Origin of the sequence: Hallella bergensis DSM 17361, assembly GCF_000160535.1 — a bacterium.
GTDB lineage: Bacteria > Bacteroidota > Bacteroidia > Bacteroidales > Bacteroidaceae > Prevotella > Prevotella bergensis.
The window spans coordinates 862,805-881,741 of record NZ_GG704780.1 but is presented as its reverse complement, the minus strand read 5'-3'; the positions used below and the strand labels follow the sequence as shown (position 1 = coordinate 881,741).

Below are 18,937 nucleotides of genomic sequence, written 5' to 3'. Positions count from 1 at the left end.
AGTTCATGGGGAAGGCCTGAAATGGGCAAAGTCTATTAAAAACGACTCTTTATATCTAAAGGCTATTTGTCAATTAAATCTTGGAAAATTAAAAGAAGCCTATAGCCTTATAGGAAAACACCTTGCGCAGAGACGAAGAGGTGTATATAGTGATTTTACCAAGAAGCAAGTTAAGCGAAAGGAACAATATATTATAAATGAGTTAAAGAAGGCGAAAGCATAATTTTCCGAAGTTCCAAGTCTGGAGGTTATCGCAATCTGGATACATTTACGAAAAAAGAAGGTAATAAAAATATTAATATTTTTTATAAATAGGAAATAATGATAAAAAGTATTATTGATTCGCGCATAACAGAGCAACTGTATAAAATATACAAGTTAGATATTGACGGTTTTGTCAATAATCGAAAACAAGTAAAAACATTTAATTTTCAATATGAATGGCCAGTTGTTGATTTCTTAGAACCAATTTTTATGCCTTTGTTTCAAAACATAGACTCTAATTTTATCTATTTAACAAAAGGATATGATATAGCTTTAAATGAAATATATTCTAAGTTTGCAAGAGAGGATTTTATAGAGTTTATGAGAGGTAACAAAACTTATACTCCTCGAGGACGTAGTAAGGAAAGCATCGATATTTATTATATGATAGGACTAACTATTTTTGACGAAACGTTCGAATGGTTAGTTCATAATAATGTCGATGTTGGATATTTGACTTTTTCTTTTCAAGTTGATAAATTTAATAATGAGGATGTACTAAATTCACTTATGAACAACAAATGGTTTGTCCATGATAAGAATTAGTGACGACGGCAGCGGTGCCGTCGAATACTTCTACGGCAAGATGGGCGAGGTCGTCAAGACCAGAAGGACGCTCATCGTGCCCAATTAGAACGGAGCCAATTGGTAAATGATATTCAAAGTGCTGGCTTTAGAAAAGTGAAAGAACGAAAATAGAAAACAAGATAAGGAATATAAGGCAAAATGCCGAAAGAAAGCAAGGCGGAGAAGAACATAGTAGAAGTACAACAAAACGATAATTTTTATAATGAAAGATAAACAACATATAGGACTGATTCCCAATGTTTCATATGATGCATTCATTCTCGGTTCAAATATCAATATGTATTTAAGCCAAGAGCATACAAAGAAAATGTATGATGAAGCCACATTTTCAAATATTTCTTATTTTTTTAAGAAAGACGAAATTAATGTATGGTGTGATATGGATGGTTTAATAAATACAATTATATGTTCTTCATCTTGTCTATTTCATAAGAAGAATCTGATAGGGATGAAGTATACAGATTTCCTTACAGTGTTCTCTAGAGACCCGGACAGTGAAGATATTATATATGTGTTAGTATCTGGAAAAGGGCAACGGCAACATGTGTACGACTTTGAGAAAGACGGGTTGCAGATTTGGGTTTGGAGAAATAGAATTCGGACTGTTCTTATTTACAACGCGAATTTATAGCCTTTGATAATCGGCATGTTACCCATATAAGGGTAATAGGCAACACTCATATAAGGGTGTTCCTCAATACCCTTGTATGGGTATTAAAAGCCGTAAGCAATAAACAGGAGAAAACAGCGTTATACAGCTGATAACCATAAACAATTAAAAACTATGATTGAGTTTGAAGTAAAATCAAAGACGCAGCCCATCGGTGGAACTCCGTGTGGCAAGGAAGAAATAGGTAGATAGTAATCCACAGGAAAGAGAGTATCAACTCCCTCTGAGCTACATCGGCTCACAGAGAATAGTCAGCAAGCTCGGTAACTTTGCGTCCTATGGCTCAGACCCGAGGCGAATACCGTATGCCGGTAGCGAGGCTGATGCAGTTAGCGTAGATTACAAGGGCAAGTATGCCAGCCAGCAGCAAGTCATCAAGGACAACTACGCCACATTCAATGTGCCTTACAATGGTGAGAACAACAACGACTACGTGGACGGCGAGGGCTTTTGCTGCAACGACGGCATACCGGAGGCTGCACAGGTTAAGGCAATGGCTGCAAACGTGGCAGGAGCCAAGGCAGTCAGCGGTAACTTCAAGGAGAATGATGACTACGAAAAGTTGCAGTTCTACTACCATCCCGACCATTTGGGCAGCAGTAGCTACATTACCAACTTGGACGGAGAAGTGTCGCAACACATCGAGTATGTGCCATTCGGCGAAGTGTTCATAGATGAATTGGAGCTTACGCGGAAATCGGCGACCGCAGGGAAAGCCAACTGCAACAAAACTTGGAACACGCCTTATCGATTCAACGATTGTGCCAACGAGGGCAGAGGGAAGCTTGCTTGTTCTATGCCGAGTGCAGCCAATCGTAGAGTAGAACTCAATGCTAAGGAGTTTGACGAAGAAACAGGTATGTACTATTATGGTGCAAGGTACTATGACCCACGGTTGAGTTTGTGGATGAGCACAGATCCATTGCAGGAGAAATACCAAAATATTAGTACTTATTGCTATGCGGCAAACAACCCTATTAAGTTCATTGATTCAGATGGAAGAAAACTTCTACTTGCATCAGGCACAACGGAGGCATTTAAACAAAAATTTCGTGCAGCTATTATGTATTTACATGAACATAACGCAGATGGCATCATAGCCCAGATAGATAAGAGTTCTACAATTATTTATATTACAGAAAGAGTTGGTGAACCCTCTGCTTTCAGCAAGACGAAAAAAACTATTTATTGGGATCCTAATATGGGAGTGCTTACAAGTTCTGACAAAAAGATGTCACCTACGACTGTATTAAACCATGAAGCGGATCATACACTTCAATATCTCAAAAATCCTGATAAATATGCACAAGACTCTAAAACTTTTGATCCCGATTATGATGATAAAGAGGAAATGAGAGTTATAACAGGATCTGAACAGAAAACAGCTTTAGCACTTGGTGAAATCAGTGCAGGAGAGGTTACACGTACAGACCACAAAGGCGTCCCATATATAACTAAATCGCCAACTACGACAGAAACAAAAGATGGAAAAATGCCAAAGAATCCATTTATAATGGATGAAATAGTTATATCTGCACCCAAGTCTAAAAGCGTAAATCCAAATAATGATAATAATGAGACACATAACAAATAGTATTAAATGTTTGATAGTTTTTGGTATATGGTTACTTGGTTTTAATGCATTGAGTGCTTGTAATATCAAGCTCAAAATTGTTTACACCCAAGCTGACCTAAGAACAATTTTTAATATTACCCCAGAGTTTTTTGACAAGGGATTTGTCAGTCATTCGCTTGATAGTATAATTGTGGCGTCAGATATGGAAATTTCCAAATTCTTCGACACCATAAAATCTCTTAAAAAAACAAGTGAAATACACCCTTCAATAAATGTTCGTGCAAAAATTATATTCTATTTGAACGAACAAATCTTGGATACATTTTATTTAGGAATGTTTTATATATACTATCGGAATGAAATATACGAAGTAAACGAAGAATTCAGAAATATGATTAATGCTATAATAAAAAAAAGTGGAAAGTTGCCTATGTATTGATAAAAAACGTTATGCCATAACACCCCATATAAGGGTAACGGGCAATGCTGGTGTGTCAAAACGCACCCTTGTTTATCATTACCCTTATATGGGTATTAAAAGCACGAAGCAATAAACAGGATAAAATGACGTTAAATAGTTGCTACCCATAAACAATAAGACAGACCCATGGAGAATCCCATACGCAGGAAATGAGGCTGATGGTGTGACTGTCAATTACAAGGATAAGTACAATCAGCAGTTGCAATCCATCAAGGACAATTACAAGACATTCGATTTGCCATACAATGGTCAGGACAATACCGACTATCTCAATGGCAAAGGCTTTAGCAGTAACGACGACACGCCGGAGGCGGCACAGGCAAGGGCGATGGTCAAGACGAGAGCTGGCGAAGCTGGTACAAACGAGCGGATGCAGTTCTACTATCATCCTGACCACTTGGGCAGCAGTAGTTATATGATGCTCCCGGGTCGAGTGGCTGAGATGTAACTCATATTTCAAAATCATGGTCCATTTTTCCCGAAAATGCAACATTTTAACGTTTTAGTAACATCTATCTTGTTTTTTATACTTAATTTTGCATTTGTAAGGAATAAACGGGGAGCAATTCCCATTTTTTTAATTTAATTTTAATTCATCTCATGCAGAAAAGATTATTCTTTCTGGTGGCTATGATCATGATGTTCACAGCATCATCCATGGCTCAGATCACAACATCCGGTATTAGCGGAAAAGTAACTGCAGACGGAGAAAGCGTGATCGGTGCGACCATCGAGGCCGTGCACACGCCCTCCGGCACACGTTACACCACAGTCTCCAACGCGAAGGGTATGTTTGCCATCAACGGTATGCGTGTCGGCGGACCCTACGAAGTGAAGATTTCCTATATTGGTTATGAGACCAAGGTGATGAAAGACATCACGTTGCAGCTGGCCGAAACTTATAACCTGAACACTTCTCTTTCGGAAGATGCTCAGCAGTTGGGCGAGGTCGTGGTGGCTGCCAAAGCCACGAAGTTCACCACCGAGAAAACCGGTGCTTCGACTAACATCTCCAACCAGCAGATTGTGAACCTTCCCACTGTGAACCGCAGCATTACCGACGTGACCCGCCTGTCGCCTTACGGCGGCAACGGCATGAGCTTTGCCGGTGTAGACGGTCGAACGGCCAACTTCACCGTTGACGGTGCCAACTTCAACAATAACTTCGGTTTGAGCGAGAAGCTGCCCGGTGGCGGTAACCCCATCTCTCTCGATGCCATCGAGGAGTTGCAGGTGGTGGTGGCTCCCTATGACGTGCGCCAGACCAACTTCATCGGCGGCGGTGTGAATGCTATTACGAAGTCGGGTACCAACACATTCAAGGGTAGTGCCTACATTTATCACGAGAATGAGAACCTGCGCGGTGATGCCATAGAGCGCGTGCAGATTCCCGGTGCGCGCGAGAAGGACCAGACCACCACATATGGTTTCACTCTTGGCGGCCCGATTTTGAAAAACAAGCTGTTCCTCTTTGTCAACGGGGAGATGCAGAAGATCCCATCGGTGGTGAACCGCTGGCGTGCCTCAGAGGACGGCGTGGCCGATGAGACGAACTATCTTTCACGCACCACCATCGACGATATGAAGAAGGTGTCTGACTTTGTGAAATCGAAGTACGGATACGACACGGGTTCCTACTCGAGTTTCCCCGCTGACAAGAGCAACTATAAGTTTTTGGCACGCATGGACTGGAATATCAGTACGATGCACCACCTGGCCCTGCGCTACAACTACACCAAGAACCGCACCTGGTTCCCGCCCAACAGGTCGTCCATGGACGGCGGCACCCGTATGTCGGGCGCGCGTCTTTCGCAGTATTCCATGGCCTTTGCCAATTCCATGTATGCCATGGACAACCTTGTACATTCGTTCTCTGTCGACCTGAACAGTCGTCTTAGCGCCGAATTGTCCAATCAGTTCCTGGCCACCTATTCGGTGCTCAACGACGAGCGTGCTTCCAATTCCGGCGAGTTCCCCTTTATCGACATCCTCAAGGACAACCAGGCCTACATGACATTGGGCTACGAGCTTTTCACATGGCACAATGCCGTGCACAACAAGGTTTGGAACGTGAAGGACGAGCTGACCTGGTATAAGGGCAATCATAAACTCATCGGCGGCGTTGCCTATGAGTATAAGACAGCCGACAACCAGTATATGCGCAACGGAACGGGTTATTACCGTTACACCTCTTTAGACGATTTCCTCAATGGCGCAGCTCCCGAGATTGTCAACCTGACCTACGGTTACAACGGCGAGAGCAGCCCTGCCGCACGCGTAACCACCAATAAAATTGGAGCTTACGCTCAGGATGAGTGGTCGATTAATCGCAATTTCAAGCTCACCTATGGTCTCCGCCTCGATGGTTTGTTCTTCAACAACAGCGACCTGATGACCAACAACAAGATTTATGAGCTGGACTATGACGGTCGTCACATCGACACCGGCAAGTGGCCTTCGGCCAACCTCATTTTCTCTCCGCGTGTGGGATTCACCTGGGACGTGCTTGGTGACAAGAGCCTGAAGGTGCGTGGCGGCATGGGGCTCTTTGCCGGAAACCTCCCCTTGGTGTTCTTCACCAACATGCCGACCAATGGCGGTATGGTGCAATACCAGGCACAAATCAGCGGAAGAACCAGAATATATGATGGCAAGAAGAAAAAAGAGCTTCTCCCATTCTATACCGGCGCTTACACGACGGGCGAGGACGGTAGCCGCTTTGTGGACATGAAGCAATTTGCCGGCGGCCTCGTTACCGACGCCAACGGCCATGCCACGACAGGCGCTTTGCTCGACCGCCTCGCCTCGTTGGGCTATCCCATGACCATTACTCCCGATGAGGGCAGTCTGCCCTCGGCCATTGCCGCCGTGGACTCCAAGTTCAAGATGCCGCAGGTGTGGAAGACCTCTGTGGCCGTGGACTATGCCATTCCCGTGTCCTTCCCCTTCTCTGTTTCGGTGGAAGGAATCTTCAACAAGACCATCAACGGGGTGTCAATCTCCGACTGGAGCATCCCCAATGTGGGTGGATTTGCCCGTTTCAACGGTGTGGACAACCGCCCGCTTTATCCTGCCGGCTTCCGCACCAACACCAGGGCCTTTGTGCTGGAGAACACCAGCCGCGGCTACGGATGGTCTGCCAACATCGAGCTGAACGCTCGTCCTACCGACTGGCTCAGCATGTCGGCAGCCTACACCCACACGGTGAACAAGGAGGTGACAGGCATGCCGGGCTCCAACGCCGAGTCGGCCTTCACCTATGTGCCTACAGTTGAGGGACCGAACAACATCAAGCTGCACAACTCGCAGTATGTAACGCCCGACCGTTTCATCGGTTCACTGACCACGCATGACAAGAGCGGTAACCACTACAGCCTGATCTATGAGGCTTGGCGCGGCGGTTACAATTACTCCTACATGACCGTCAACGATATGAACAGCGACGGATACAACTACGACGCGCTCTATATACCGACCGACAAGCAGGTGGAAGACAATCAGTTCCGCTTTGTTTCAGAAGATGACAAGACCCGCTTCATGGACTATGTGCACAACAACGACTATCTGAAGAATCATCAGGGCGAATACGCTGAGGCCTACAGCCTGTATTCTCCTTGGGTGCATCGCATCGACTTCAGCTACAAGCACGACTTCAAGGTCAATGTGGGCAAGACCAAGCATGCCCTGCAGCTCAGCATGGATGTCAAGAACTTGATGAACCTCTTCAACTCCAGCTGGGGTGTGGCGAAATATCTCAACCCCGAGATTGGTACCGATCCGCGCATCCTGAAGTATGAGGGTGTTGACGCAGAGGGCTATGCCACCTTCTCCACTCCGAAATCCATCAACGGCAACACGAAGACTTTCGTGCCCAATCATTCGCTTGGCCAGTGCTGGTATGCATCCATTGGCATCAAGTATATGTTCAACTAATTTAATGTCAAGACAATATGAAAATCAAGAATATCATCCCGGCGTTTGTCGCAGCGCTTGCACTGTTTGTCGTGAGCTGCGATGACGATGATAAAATCACCCAGCTCGGCAGTGTTCAGGTGTCCTCCTCCTACATCTCGCTGCCTCTTGAGGGTGGAGCCAACACGTTCACGGTGACGGCCCAAGGCGATTGGAAGCTGAAGAAAGTAATGACCAAGAAGGACTCCGTGAAGTGGTTGGAAATATCCGACACACTCGGTACGGCCGGCGCAACAGAGGTGAAACTCACTGCGCCGAAGACCCTCGACGGTCGTCAGGCTGAGCTGCTGCTTACCTGCAACGGCGAGACCCAGCGCATCAATGTGATTCAGGGCGTAGCCAAGGTTTCTCCCGCCACCTGTGCGCAGGTGATTGCCGGTCCCGACAGCAAGTCGTACATGGTAACAGGTACAGTGTCGTCCATTACTAATACTGTGTATGGTAACTGGAATCTCACCGACGAAACGGGTACTATTTTAATTTATGGTACGCTTGATGCCAAGAGTGCGAAGAAAAACTTTGCAAGCTTGGGACTCGAAGTAGGCGACGAGGTGACCGTGTCCGGACCCAAGAAGACCTTCGGCTCGACCGTGGAATTGGTGGATGTGACGGTAGTCAAGATCAACAAGTCGCTCATCAAGGTGGACTCCGTGGAAAATGCGAAGCTGCCGATTGAAGGCGGAGAGTTTGTGGCCCACCTCACCTGCAAAGGTCAGGGCGTGTCTGTAGATATCCCCGAGGACGCCAAGTCGTGGCTGTCCATCTCCTCGATTCAGTCGGCCGGAACAAACACGGTTGTGAAGTTCAGGGCCATGGCCAATGACGGCGGTGACCGTTCGACAACCCTTACCTTCCACACCACAGACGGCAAGAAAGACTATTCTTCTCAGACTACGGTTATGCAGGCCGGTGCCATTGTGAAGGCTACGGTGGCTGAGTTCCTCGCCGCTGAGGTTGGAAACACACAGTACCGCCTGACGGGTAGCGTCTCCAAGATTGTTGATGCGGCCAAGGGCAATCTCTATATCAAGGATTTCTCCGGCGAGACTTATGCCTACAAGTTGGCTGACGTGGCTGCCAAGAAAGTGAAAGAAGGCGACATTGTGACTGTGGTTGGCAAGCGCGGTGCCTACAAGGGCAATGCACAAATGGTGGCTGGCGTCATCGAGTCGGTCAATTCGGTGGGCACGGCGACTCTGGCCGAGTTGCTGGCCATGGCCGATGATAAGACAAAGTTTTTCAAGGTGACAGGTACGGTAGAAAAGATAACCAACCCCGACTATGGCAACATGGTTTTGAAGGACGAAACCGGCAAGATGGTTGTCTATGGCGTTTATTCCGGTTATGGTGCCAAGGGTGATGCCCGCAAGGGACTCGTCAAGGCGGTAGGCCTGGAAGTGGGTGATCAACTCACGATCATTGGAGCCAAGAGTTCTTTCAACAGCAAGCCACAACTCGTCAATAGTTTCTATGTGAGTCACAAGAAACCATAGGCGTTCAGCGTAATCTTTCGTTTGAAAACACAATCATAGAGGTGTGTCGGGAAAATTCCGGCACACCTTTTTGAATACCCCCCGACCATCCACCAATAATCCGCGTGCCCCCCGCAATCACGTGGATATACCGATGGGTGTCAGCAAAGGAAAATGACAGTGGAATTGCGGTATTTTCAGGTTCCGGCAGCTACCAATCAACAGAAAAAGCATTACCTTTGCAATGCTTTATGAAAAAACAATTGTATAACAAGCGCTCCGCGCTCGTCTTCAAACAATTCAACCGCAAGAGTTACAGTCTCTTTGCCGCATTGGGCAAAGAAGTGCTCATCGGCGTGTTGAGTGTGGCTACGCTTTCGCATGCCAAGGCTGACGGCATTTCCGCCCGTCCGAAGGCTGCAAGCGATTCCATCCGCTTTGAAGAACAGCGCATTGATGAAGTCCAAGTTATGGGCTCGAGAGCGCCGCTGACTGCATCGCAGTCGGCCAGAATCGTCGGGATTATCTCGCGCGACGACATCCAACGTGCCGGGGCGCAGACCATCAACGACATCCTTAAACTATCCACAGGCGTAGATGTCCGTCAGCGCGGTGGATTTGGTGTGCAGACGGACATTTCGATCAACGGCGGCACGTTCGACCAGATTGCCATTCTCCTGAATGGCGTTCCGCTGTCAAGCCCGCAAACCGGTCATACCGCGGCCGATTTTCCCGTTTCCTTGCTCGATGTAGAACGCGTTGAGGTGCTCGAAGGTGCCTCGGCCAGACTGTTGGGGTCGGCGGCTTTCAGTGGCGCGATCAACATCGTGACACGCACCGACCACACGCGGAGTGTGCAGGCGGCCGGCGAGGGCGGCTCTTTCGGAACCTTTGGCGGCGATGTGGCCGTAGCCTCGGGACGATTGGGCAACAAGGCCATGACCCTGACGTCACGACACCAGCTGTCAGCCGGCTATGTGCAGAGTGACGGGGGAACCGACAATGCCGACTTCCGCAAGCGGCGCGCGTTCTACCAGGGCACCCTGTCGGCAAGCGGTGTCGACTTCGATTGGCAGGCCGGCATCACCTCGCAGGACTTTGGCGCCAACACGTTCTATTCGGCCAAGTTTCCCAACCAGTATGAGGAAACGCGGCGGTATATCGGTTCGGTAGGTGCCACGATCAAGCCTTTGGAGGCGCACGGCAGCCGGCACGTGTCGCAATTGGAGCTTCGCCCGATGATCTACGGTCATCGCGACTATGACCACTTTCAGCTCATCAAGGGAGCCACAGGGGCCAAAGCTGGCGAGAACTACCACCGCACAGATGTCTACGGCGCATCGCTCAACATGAGTTTCGGTTGGGTGGGCGGCAAGACGGCTCTGGGAGCCGACATTCGCAAAGAGCGCATTCTCTCCACAGCCTACGGCGACATGCTGGCCGAGGAAGACCAAAAGCACATCCACGGCACCGAACGCACCTATTCGAAGGAGGGAAAGCGCACCAACACGAGCCTCTTTGCCGAGCACAATGTAATCATAGGTGGCATCACATTGTCGGCCGGAATCTTGGCCAACCGCAACACCGGACTCGATCAGGACTTCCGGTTCTATCCGGGCATCGACCTCGGCTACCGTCCCAACAGCCACTGGAAATTGCATGTCAGCTGGAACAAGGCACTGCGGGTGCCGACCTATACCGACCTCTACACGTCGAACAAGGCACAGCAGGGCGACCTGAACCTGAAACCCGAACGTAACTCGGCGTTCAAGGCCGGCGCCCGTTTCCGCACCCGCGGACTGGAGGCTGTGGCTGGTGCGTTCTACAGCAATGGTACGAACATGATCGACTGGGTGTACGAAACGGAGACTTCCACCCAATATCATGCCATGAACATCGGCAAGTTGGACAACATGGGATTCAATGTGGAAGGAACGCTCAACCTATCCGAGCTGGTGAATCCAAATTTCGGAATGCAGCGTTCATCATCAGGGCGCGTCCCCGTGTTGCTCAAGGTGGGCTATGCCTATATCCACCAAAAGCACGAAACCGACCAGCCCATATATAAGTCGCTCTACGCCTTGGAGTACCTGCGCCACAAGTTCGTGGCCGAACTCTCTCACCCCATTGTGTCGCGGCTGTGGGCTTCGTGGTCCCTGCGTTGGCAACAACGCATGAACGGTTACCATCCCTATGCCAAACTCGATGGAAAACTCGCATGGGACGAACCCGGATGGCAACTCTATGTCAAGGCCGACAACATCACCGGACATCGCTACTACGATCTCGGTGGGGTGCGCCAGCCGGGTCTTTGGATCATGGCAGGGGGAGTTGTCAAAATACATTTTTAATCCATTATCACGGCTCCGGACCTATGGTTGATCAGATCAACCAAGGTTCGGGCCTTATACTTGTTTTTAGAACATGCACCCTTCGTATGCTTCGCGGAGTTGAAACCAAAATGCAGGACGCTGCAAATACGCCAGAATTTCAGCACTAGCCGTCATCAACACATCTGCGAGAGTAACCTGAAGATTTTACACAAAACATTGGCATGTTCGGGAAAGATTTGCTACCTTTGCGGCTGCTTAAGCAAATTTTATTATAAACATGATATTTTTATGAATTTCATTTTATTCATTACCGTTTTGCTGACGGCCGTGACTTTGGTAGTGGCAGCTTATATCATTGCCAAGCTCATCGGACCGCGTTCGTACAATCCGGTGAAGGGTGAGGTTTTTGAATGCGGTGTCCCCACGCGCGGCAGTTCGTGGTTGCCCATGCATGTGGGTTACTACCTGTTTGCCATACTCTTCTTGGTGTTCGACATCGAAATCGTACTCCTGTATCCATGGGCAGTGGTCGTGAAGCAGTTTGGGCCGATGGCTCTGATTAGCATCGGCATCTTCCTGTTTGTATTGGCATTTGGCCTGGCTTATGCCTGGCGGAAAGGAGCGCTGGAATGGAAGTAAACAAGAGGGCAAAAATCAAGAGCATTCCCTACGGCGAGTTTAAGGATAACGACACCCTTGAGCGAATAGCCAAGGAACTGAACGACGGCGGCGCCAACGTTGTGCTCGGCTCATTGGATGCAGCCATCAACTGGGGGCGTAGCAATTCGCCCTGGTCGCTGACCTTCGGAACCTCGTGCTGTGGCATCGAGTTCATGGCCATCGGCTGTTCACGTTACGACATGGCCCGCTTTGGCTGGGAGGTGACGCGCAACTCGCCGCGTCAGGCCGACCTCATCATGTGTGCCGGTACGATTACCAACAAGATGGCTCCCGTGTTCAAACGCCTGTACGACGAGATGGCCGAACCTAAATATGTGGTGGCCGTGGGCGGTTGCACCATTAGCGGTGGCCCTTTCAAGAAGAGCTATAATGTGGTGCGCGGCATCAGCGAATTAGTGCCCGTGGATGTCTATATCCCCGGGTGTCCACCGCGACCCGAATCGCTCATCTATGGCATGATGCAGTTGCAGCGCAAGATCAAGGTGGAGAAGTTCTTTGGCGGCGCCAACCACAAGATGACCGCTGAGGAGCGCGAAGACAGTATGTCGCGTGGCGGACTGCACGGACTGAGCAATGCCAATCTGGCTCATGCCAAGATTGGTAACCAAGCACCGATCATCGTGGCCGGTGCACCAACCCGAGAGGAAATCGAAAAACTGGATGCTGAGCTCGAGGCACTTGAGAAAGAGACTCCTGCCACCGGAGCATCATCGGAAACAACTAAGGTATCGGAATAAAATGAAATTAGAAAATAAAGAATTCGGATTTGACAGCTTTGCCGCAGAGATGGGCAAACTGAAGAATGAGAAGCATTTCGACTACCTTATTACTATTGTAGGCGAAGACTTCGGCCCCGAGGAAGGGCTGGGGTGCATCTACATTCTCGAGAACACGCAATCGCACGAACGGGTATCGGTGAAGCAGATGGCCAAGACGGTGGACGGGGAATATGTGATTCCATCGGTCATCGGACTGTGGCATGCTGCCGACCTGCTGGAGCGCGAGGTGTTCGACTTTTTGGGCATCAAGTTCCTGGGGCATCCCGACATGCGCCGCCTCTTCATGCGGAGCGACTATGAGGGTTACCCCTTGCGCAAGGACTTCGACATGAGTCCGGAGGCCAACCCTTTCCCAACAACCGATGAGCCAGAAAGCGACTGGACCTCGGAGTGGAACCTCGACAAGCGCGGCAAGCTGGTGGAAAGCAGGAGAAAACTGTTCGACAAGGACGATTTTGTGATGAACTTCGGCCCCAACCACCCGTCGACCCACGGCGTGCTCCGCCTGCAGACTGTGGTGAATGGTGAGACCATCAAGGACGTCTACCCGCATCTGGGCTATATCCATCGTGGTATGGAGAAGATGATGGAGGAGATGACCTATCCGCAGACGCTGGCACTGACCGACCGACTGAACTACCTCTGCGCCATGCACCACCGCCACGCGCTGGTGGGCGTGATTGAAGAGGCTATGGGTATTGAGCTCAGCGACCGCATACAGTACATCCGCACCATCATGGACGAGTTGCAGCGCATTGACAATCACTTGCTCTACCTCGGCACCTGTGCGCAAGACCTGAGTGCCCTGACGGCATTCCTCTACTGCATGCGCGACCGCGAGCATCTGCTCAACGTGATGGAGGAAACCACCGGCGGACGATTGATTCAGAACTATTATAGAATAGGTGGCTTGCAGGACGACATTGACCCCAATTTCGTGGAAAACGTGAAGACCTTCTGCAAGTATATGCGCCCCATGGTTCAGGAATACCTTGACGTATTCGGTGACAACGTCATCACACACCTGCGACTGAAGGGTGTGGGCCCCATGGACTTGGCTGACTGCATTAACTACGCCGTGACCGGTCCGGCCGGACGGGCTGCAGGATGGCACAACGATGTGCGCAAGAATCATCCGTATGCACTATATAATAAGGTAGAGTTCAAGGAAGTTGTCGGCACCGGAGCCGATTCGCTGGAGCGCTACATGATTCATATCCAAGAGATTTACCAGAGCTTAGACATCATTGAACAATTGATAGACAACATTCCAGAGGGCGACTTCTATATCAAGCAGAAGCCTGTGATCAAGGTGCCCGAGGGTCAGTGGTACTTCTCTGTGGAGGGTGGTGCCGGCGAGTTTGGTGTTTATCTCGACAGTCGTGGCGACAAGAGTCCTTATCGTGTGAAGATGCGCCCCATGGGACTTACCCTGGCCGGTGCTTTCGACAAGATGCTGAAGGGACAGAAGATAGCCGACCTCGTAGCTACGGGTGCAGCCATCGACTTCGTTATTCCCGACTTGGACAGGTAAATACTAAAACCCAAAGGTGGACTGAATAAAAAGAAATAAGATATGTTTGATTTTAGTATAGTAACAACATGGTTCGATAATCTCCTGCGCCAAACCCTTGGCCTTGGAGATTTCTGGACCATACTGATAGAGTGTGTTGCTGTGGGCGTGATGATTCTCACGGCGTACGCACTGATCGCCATCGCGCTGATTTTCATGGAGCGCAAGGTGTGTGCCTACTTCCAGTGCCGTCTCGGCCCGATGCGCGTGGGTCCCTGGGGTATCTTCCAGGTGTTTGCCGACGTGGTGAAGATGCTGATCAAGGAGATTTTCACCATCGACCGTGCCGACAAGTTGCTCTATTGGCTGGCACCTTTCCTTGTGATTGCGGCATCTGTGGGCACATTCTCCTTCCTTCCCTGGAACAAGGGCGCCCACATCCTCGACTTCAACGTGGGTATATTCCTCGTCACCGCCATTTCATCCCTTGGCGTGGTGGGTGTTTTCATTGCCGGATGGGGAAGCAACAGCAAGTATTCGGTGGTTTCGGCCATGCGTGCTGCCGTGCAGATGATCTCCTATGAGATGTCGCTCGGCCTTTGCCTCGTGGCAGCCGTGGTGCTCACGGGAACGATGCAGATGAGCGACATCGTAGAGACACAGACCGGCCCTTGGAACTGGCTCATCTTCAAGGGACATATCCCAGCTCTCATCGCCTTTCTGACATTCCTTGTTGCCGGCAATGCTGAGGCCAACCGTGGCCCGTTTGACATGGCTGAGGCCGAGAGTGAGCTTACTGCCGGCTACCATACCGAGTATTCGGGTATGGGCTTTGGCTTTTATTATTTGGCCGAATACCTGAATCTCTTTGTCATTGCGGGTATCGCCTCTGCCGTATTCCTCGGCGGATGGGCTCCCCTGAATATCGGCATCAGCGGCTTCGACAACCTGATGAACTACATTCCCGGCTTCGTCTGGTTCTTCGGCAAGACCTTTGCCGTGGTTTGGCTGCTGATGTGGGTGCGCTGGACATTCCCCCGTCTGCGCATCGACCAGATTCTGAAACTGGAATGGAAGTATCTCATGCCCCTCGCGCTGCTCAACTTAGTGTTGATGACGGCTTGTGTGGCATTAGGCTGGTACATTAAATAAATTAAGGTAAGGAAATGGCAAATAACAATAAATCATATTTCCGGGGCATTGCCGACGGTGTGAAGACACTCGGCGTGGGACTCAAGACCACGCTGAAGGAATACTTCACGCCCAAGTCGACCGAACAGTACCCCGAGAACCGCAAGACCACGCTGCACGTTTCACCGCGCTTCCGCGGAAGACTCGTGTTCAAGCGCGACGAGAACGGTGCACACCGGTGTGTGGCCTGTACCATGTGCGAGAAGGCTTGTCCCAACGATACCATCAAAATCATGGCACACATGGAAACGAATGAGGAAACCGGGCGCAAGAAGAAAAAGTTGGACGATTATCAATACGACCTCGGCGACTGCATGTTCTGCCAGTTGTGTGTCAACGCTTGCAACTTCGACGCTATCGAGTTCACCAACGATTTTGAGCACGCCGTGTTTGATCGTTCCAAGCTCGTGCTTCACCTGGACAAGGAAGTTTACGATGGCGGTAGCCTGCCCCATTTGGTAAAGGATGGCGGTGCACCGTTGACCATCGGAAAGTTTAACACTAAGACCAAGTAACAGATTATGGCAAATCTCATCGTTTTTTGTATTCTCGCTGTAGTCATCCTTGGCGCAGCAATAGCATCCGTGCTCACGGCTCGCATCATGCGGGCGGCCACGTTTCTGCTCCTCGTGCTGTTTGGCATTGCCGGCATCTACTTTGTGCTCGGCTATACCTTCCTCGGCGCAGCGCAGATCAGTATTTATGCCGGAGGCATCACCATTATGTATATCTTCGCTATCAATTTGATGTCCAAGCATTCGCTGCAAGGACTTGTAGAGCAATTCAAGGGGAAACGCGTTGTTCAAGGCGCACTGATTTCGCTTGTGGGCTTGGCCACGGTTCTTGTGGTTTATCTCAAAAGCGAGTTCCTGGCTCACGCCCAGTTTAATAGCGTGGCCGACCTCGAGCTGCCCGTGCAGAAGATTGGCGAAGCCCTTGTGGGCAGTGAGAAATATCAATATGTTTTGCCCTTCGAGCTCATCTCAGTATTCCTGCTGGCATGTATCATCGGAGGTATCATGATCGCAAGAAAGGAGGACAAGAAATGACAATCCCTGTAGAATTACCTTTGGCTCTGAGCGCCCTTTTGTTCTTTATCGGCGTGTTTGGCTTCGTCACCCGTCGCAACTTGGTGGCCATGCTCATCTCAGTGGAACTGATATTGAATGCTGTTGACCTGAACTTCGCAGTCATCAACCGCTTCTTCTTCCCCGAGCAGATGGAAGGCATGTTCTTCACCCTGTTCTCCATCGGTGTGAGTGCTGCCGAAACAGCCGTGGCTCTGGCCATTATTATCAATGTTTACCGAAACTACCGCAGTAATCAGGTGAACAGTATTGAAAACATGAAATTCTAAGATTAGCAATGGAATACAGTTATTCGTTCTTAATACTTCTTCTGCCGCTCCTGAGCTTCCTGCTGCTCGGCTTATGTGGTATGAAGATGAAAAAGCCGGTTGCGGGTTGCATCGGTACGGCGGTTCTGCTGACGCTGTGGGCCATGAGCCTGTACACCGCCTATAAATACTTTTTCTATACCGGGCATGTGATGACACCTTTTGAGGAGGTTGACGTGGTGAACGGCCGCTTAGCCTCAGGTGTCTATCCCACATTGACCGTGTTCAACTTCACGTGGTTGGACTTTGGCAAGACTATCCTTGGCACCGAACTGCTGTTCAAGATAGGCTTCCGCCTGACGCCCATCAGCGTGATGATGCTGGTTGTGATTACCACCGTCAGCTCCATGGTTCATATCTACAGCTTTGGTTATATGGCCGAGCGCGATGAGAATTACAAGAAAGAAGGCTACGAGCACGGCTTCCAGCGCTTTTATGCTTTCCTCTCGCTGTTCACCATGTCGATGCTCGGACTCGTTGTGGCCACCAACCTCTTCCAGATGTATATGTTTTGGGAGCTGGTGGGTGTGTGCTCCTATCTGCTCATCGGGTTCTATTATCCCAAGCACGAGGCCGTACACGCATCGAAGAAAGCATTTATCGTCACCCGCTTTGCCGACTTGTTCTTCCTTTTCGGCATCCTGTTCTACAGTTTCTATGTGGGCACATTCAGCTACGACCTGAATGTCGACCAGGCCGTGGTTAGCAATCTTCCGGGTGCCGCATGGGTACTGCCCATGGCTCTGTTCTTCATGTTCATTGGTGGAGCCGGTAAGTCGGCCATGTTCCCGCTGCACATCTGGTTGCCTGATGCCATGGAGGGACCGACACCTGTCAGTGCCCTGATCCACGCAGCAACGATGGTTGTTGCCGGCGTGTTCCAGGTGGCCTCGTTGTTCCCCATTTGGATAGCCTTTGCACCCGAAACGCTCCACTACGTGGCCTACATCGGCGCATTCACGGCCTTTTATGCCGCCGCCGTGGCCTGTGCACAGAGCGACATCAAGCGCTGTCTGGCCTTCTCGACGATTTCTCAAATCGCATACATGCTGGTTGCCCTCGGCGTGTCCACCTCTCTGGAAGGACACGGTGGCGTGGGCTACATGGCCAGTATGTTCCATCTGTTCACCCATGCCATGTTCAAGGCCTTGCTGTTCCTTTGCTCCGGTGCCATCATCGTGATTATCGGCTCGAACTTCAAGCAATACATGGGTGGTCTGCACAAATACATGCCCATCACCAACGTCTGCTTCCTGATCGGATGTCTCGCCATCAGTGGCATTCCTCCCTTTGCAGGCTTCTTCTCCAAGGACGAGATTGTGGCAGCCTGCTTCCACTTCTCTCCCTACATGGGCTATTTCATGACATTGGTTTCCGGCATGACGGCCTTCTACATGTTCCGTCTCTACTACGTTATTTTCTGGGGCAATTCTTATTACGAGCAAGACCCCGATAGTCGCCGCCGCCCGCAGGAGGTGCCCTTCGTGATGTGGGGACCGTTAGTGTTCCTGGCCATCATCTCTGTCTTTGCAGGTATGATACCCTTCGGACACTTTGTGTCGGCCAATGGTCTGAGTGAAGACATTGCCTTGCAGACGTTCCAGTTCTGGACATGGAGCCCCGTGGCATGGACCAGTATCGCCGTGGCCATTGTTGGCATCGGCTTGGCCACATGGATGTACAAGAGTGGCACCAACCCCGCACCCGACATGTTGCAAAAGCGAATGCCCGCCCTTCACAGAGCGGCGCTCAATCGCTTCTATATCGACGATGCCTGGCAGTTCTTTACCCATAAGGTGGTGTTCCGTTGTTTCTCCATTCCCATTGCCTGGTTCGACCGACATGTCATCGACGGCATGTTCAACTTCTCGGCTTGGGCAACACAAGAGGCCGGCGAGAGCATTCGCCCATGGCAGAGTGGCGATGTGCGCCAATATGCCGTGTGGTTCCTCACCGGTAGCGTGGCACTCACCCTGATTCTGCTCTGTATTTAAATCACCCCATCCATCTCAAAACACATA

Annotated in this window: 14 protein-coding genes and 3 pseudogenes; all 17 read left to right on the top strand. The window is 50.0% G+C overall.

The window, feature by feature from the left end:
- Positions 1-223, top strand: a pseudogene (locus HMPREF0645_RS13245) (hypothetical protein); the annotation flags it as partial.
- Between the two features lie 98 nt (positions 224-321).
- Positions 322-810, top strand: a complete 489-nt coding sequence (locus HMPREF0645_RS03330; RefSeq protein WP_007173442.1) for a hypothetical protein — start codon at positions 322-324, stop codon at positions 808-810.
- 244 nt (positions 811-1,054) lie between these two features.
- Entirely contained in the window at positions 1,055-1,483 is a 429-nt protein-coding gene (locus tag HMPREF0645_RS03325) for a hypothetical protein (RefSeq protein ID WP_007173441.1), read from the top strand.
- 268 nt (positions 1,484-1,751) lie between these two features.
- Positions 1,752-2,522: pseudogene (locus tag HMPREF0645_RS14470) on the top strand (RHS repeat domain-containing protein); the annotation flags it as partial.
- Between the two features lie 574 nt (positions 2,523-3,096).
- Positions 3,097-3,537, top strand: coding sequence for a hypothetical protein (locus tag HMPREF0645_RS03315; protein WP_007173439.1), 441 nt, complete (start codon positions 3,097-3,099; stop codon positions 3,535-3,537).
- A gap of 163 nt (positions 3,538-3,700) precedes the next feature.
- Positions 3,701-4,021: pseudogene (locus tag HMPREF0645_RS03310) on the top strand (peptidoglycan DD-metalloendopeptidase family protein); the annotation flags it as partial.
- Positions 4,022-4,179: 158 nt separating this feature from the next.
- A complete protein-coding gene (locus HMPREF0645_RS03305) occupies positions 4,180-7,512 on the top strand; it encodes a TonB-dependent receptor (RefSeq protein WP_007173436.1) in 3,333 nt (1,110 codons plus the stop codon).
- Between the two features lie 17 nt (positions 7,513-7,529).
- Positions 7,530-9,044 (top strand): BACON domain-containing protein, encoded by a 1,515-nt coding sequence (locus tag HMPREF0645_RS03300; protein WP_007173435.1) that lies wholly within the window; start codon positions 7,530-7,532, stop codon positions 9,042-9,044.
- A 230-nt stretch (positions 9,045-9,274) separates the two neighbouring features.
- A complete protein-coding gene (locus HMPREF0645_RS03295; RefSeq protein WP_007173434.1) occupies positions 9,275-11,374 on the top strand; it encodes a TonB-dependent receptor plug domain-containing protein in 2,100 nt (699 codons plus the stop codon).
- A 270-nt stretch (positions 11,375-11,644) separates the two neighbouring features.
- Complete coding sequence (locus HMPREF0645_RS03290) at positions 11,645-11,995, top strand: NADH-quinone oxidoreductase subunit A (RefSeq protein WP_007173433.1); 351 nt, start codon at positions 11,645-11,647, stop codon at positions 11,993-11,995.
- A complete protein-coding gene (locus tag HMPREF0645_RS03285) occupies positions 11,986-12,774 on the top strand; it encodes an NADH-quinone oxidoreductase subunit B (RefSeq protein ID WP_007173432.1) in 789 nt (262 codons plus the stop codon). The genes HMPREF0645_RS03290 and HMPREF0645_RS03285 overlap by 10 nt, the downstream gene beginning before the upstream one ends.
- Before the next feature lies 1 nt (position 12,775).
- Complete coding sequence (locus HMPREF0645_RS03280; protein WP_007173431.1) at positions 12,776-14,350, top strand: NADH-quinone oxidoreductase subunit D-related protein; 1,575 nt, start codon at positions 12,776-12,778, stop codon at positions 14,348-14,350.
- Between the two features lie 42 nt (positions 14,351-14,392).
- On the top strand, positions 14,393-15,481 hold the full coding sequence (gene nuoH, locus HMPREF0645_RS03275; protein ID WP_007173430.1) for an NADH-quinone oxidoreductase subunit NuoH: 1,089 nt from the start codon (positions 14,393-14,395) through the stop codon (positions 15,479-15,481).
- A 14-nt stretch (positions 15,482-15,495) separates the two neighbouring features.
- Entirely contained in the window at positions 15,496-16,035 is a 540-nt protein-coding gene (locus tag HMPREF0645_RS03270) for a NuoI/complex I 23 kDa subunit family protein (protein ID WP_007173429.1), read from the top strand.
- A gap of 6 nt (positions 16,036-16,041) precedes the next feature.
- Entirely contained in the window at positions 16,042-16,569 is a 528-nt protein-coding gene (locus tag HMPREF0645_RS03265; RefSeq protein ID WP_007173428.1) for an NADH-quinone oxidoreductase subunit J family protein, read from the top strand.
- On the top strand, positions 16,566-16,877 hold the full coding sequence (gene nuoK, locus HMPREF0645_RS03260; RefSeq protein ID WP_007173427.1) for an NADH-quinone oxidoreductase subunit NuoK: 312 nt from the start codon (positions 16,566-16,568) through the stop codon (positions 16,875-16,877). Before HMPREF0645_RS03265 ends, nuoK begins: the two co-directional genes overlap by 4 nt.
- A gap of 8 nt (positions 16,878-16,885) precedes the next feature.
- Entirely contained in the window at positions 16,886-18,910 is a 2,025-nt protein-coding gene (gene nuoL / locus HMPREF0645_RS03255; RefSeq protein WP_007173426.1) for an NADH-quinone oxidoreductase subunit L, read from the top strand.
- The last annotated feature ends 27 nt before the right edge of the window (positions 18,911-18,937 follow it).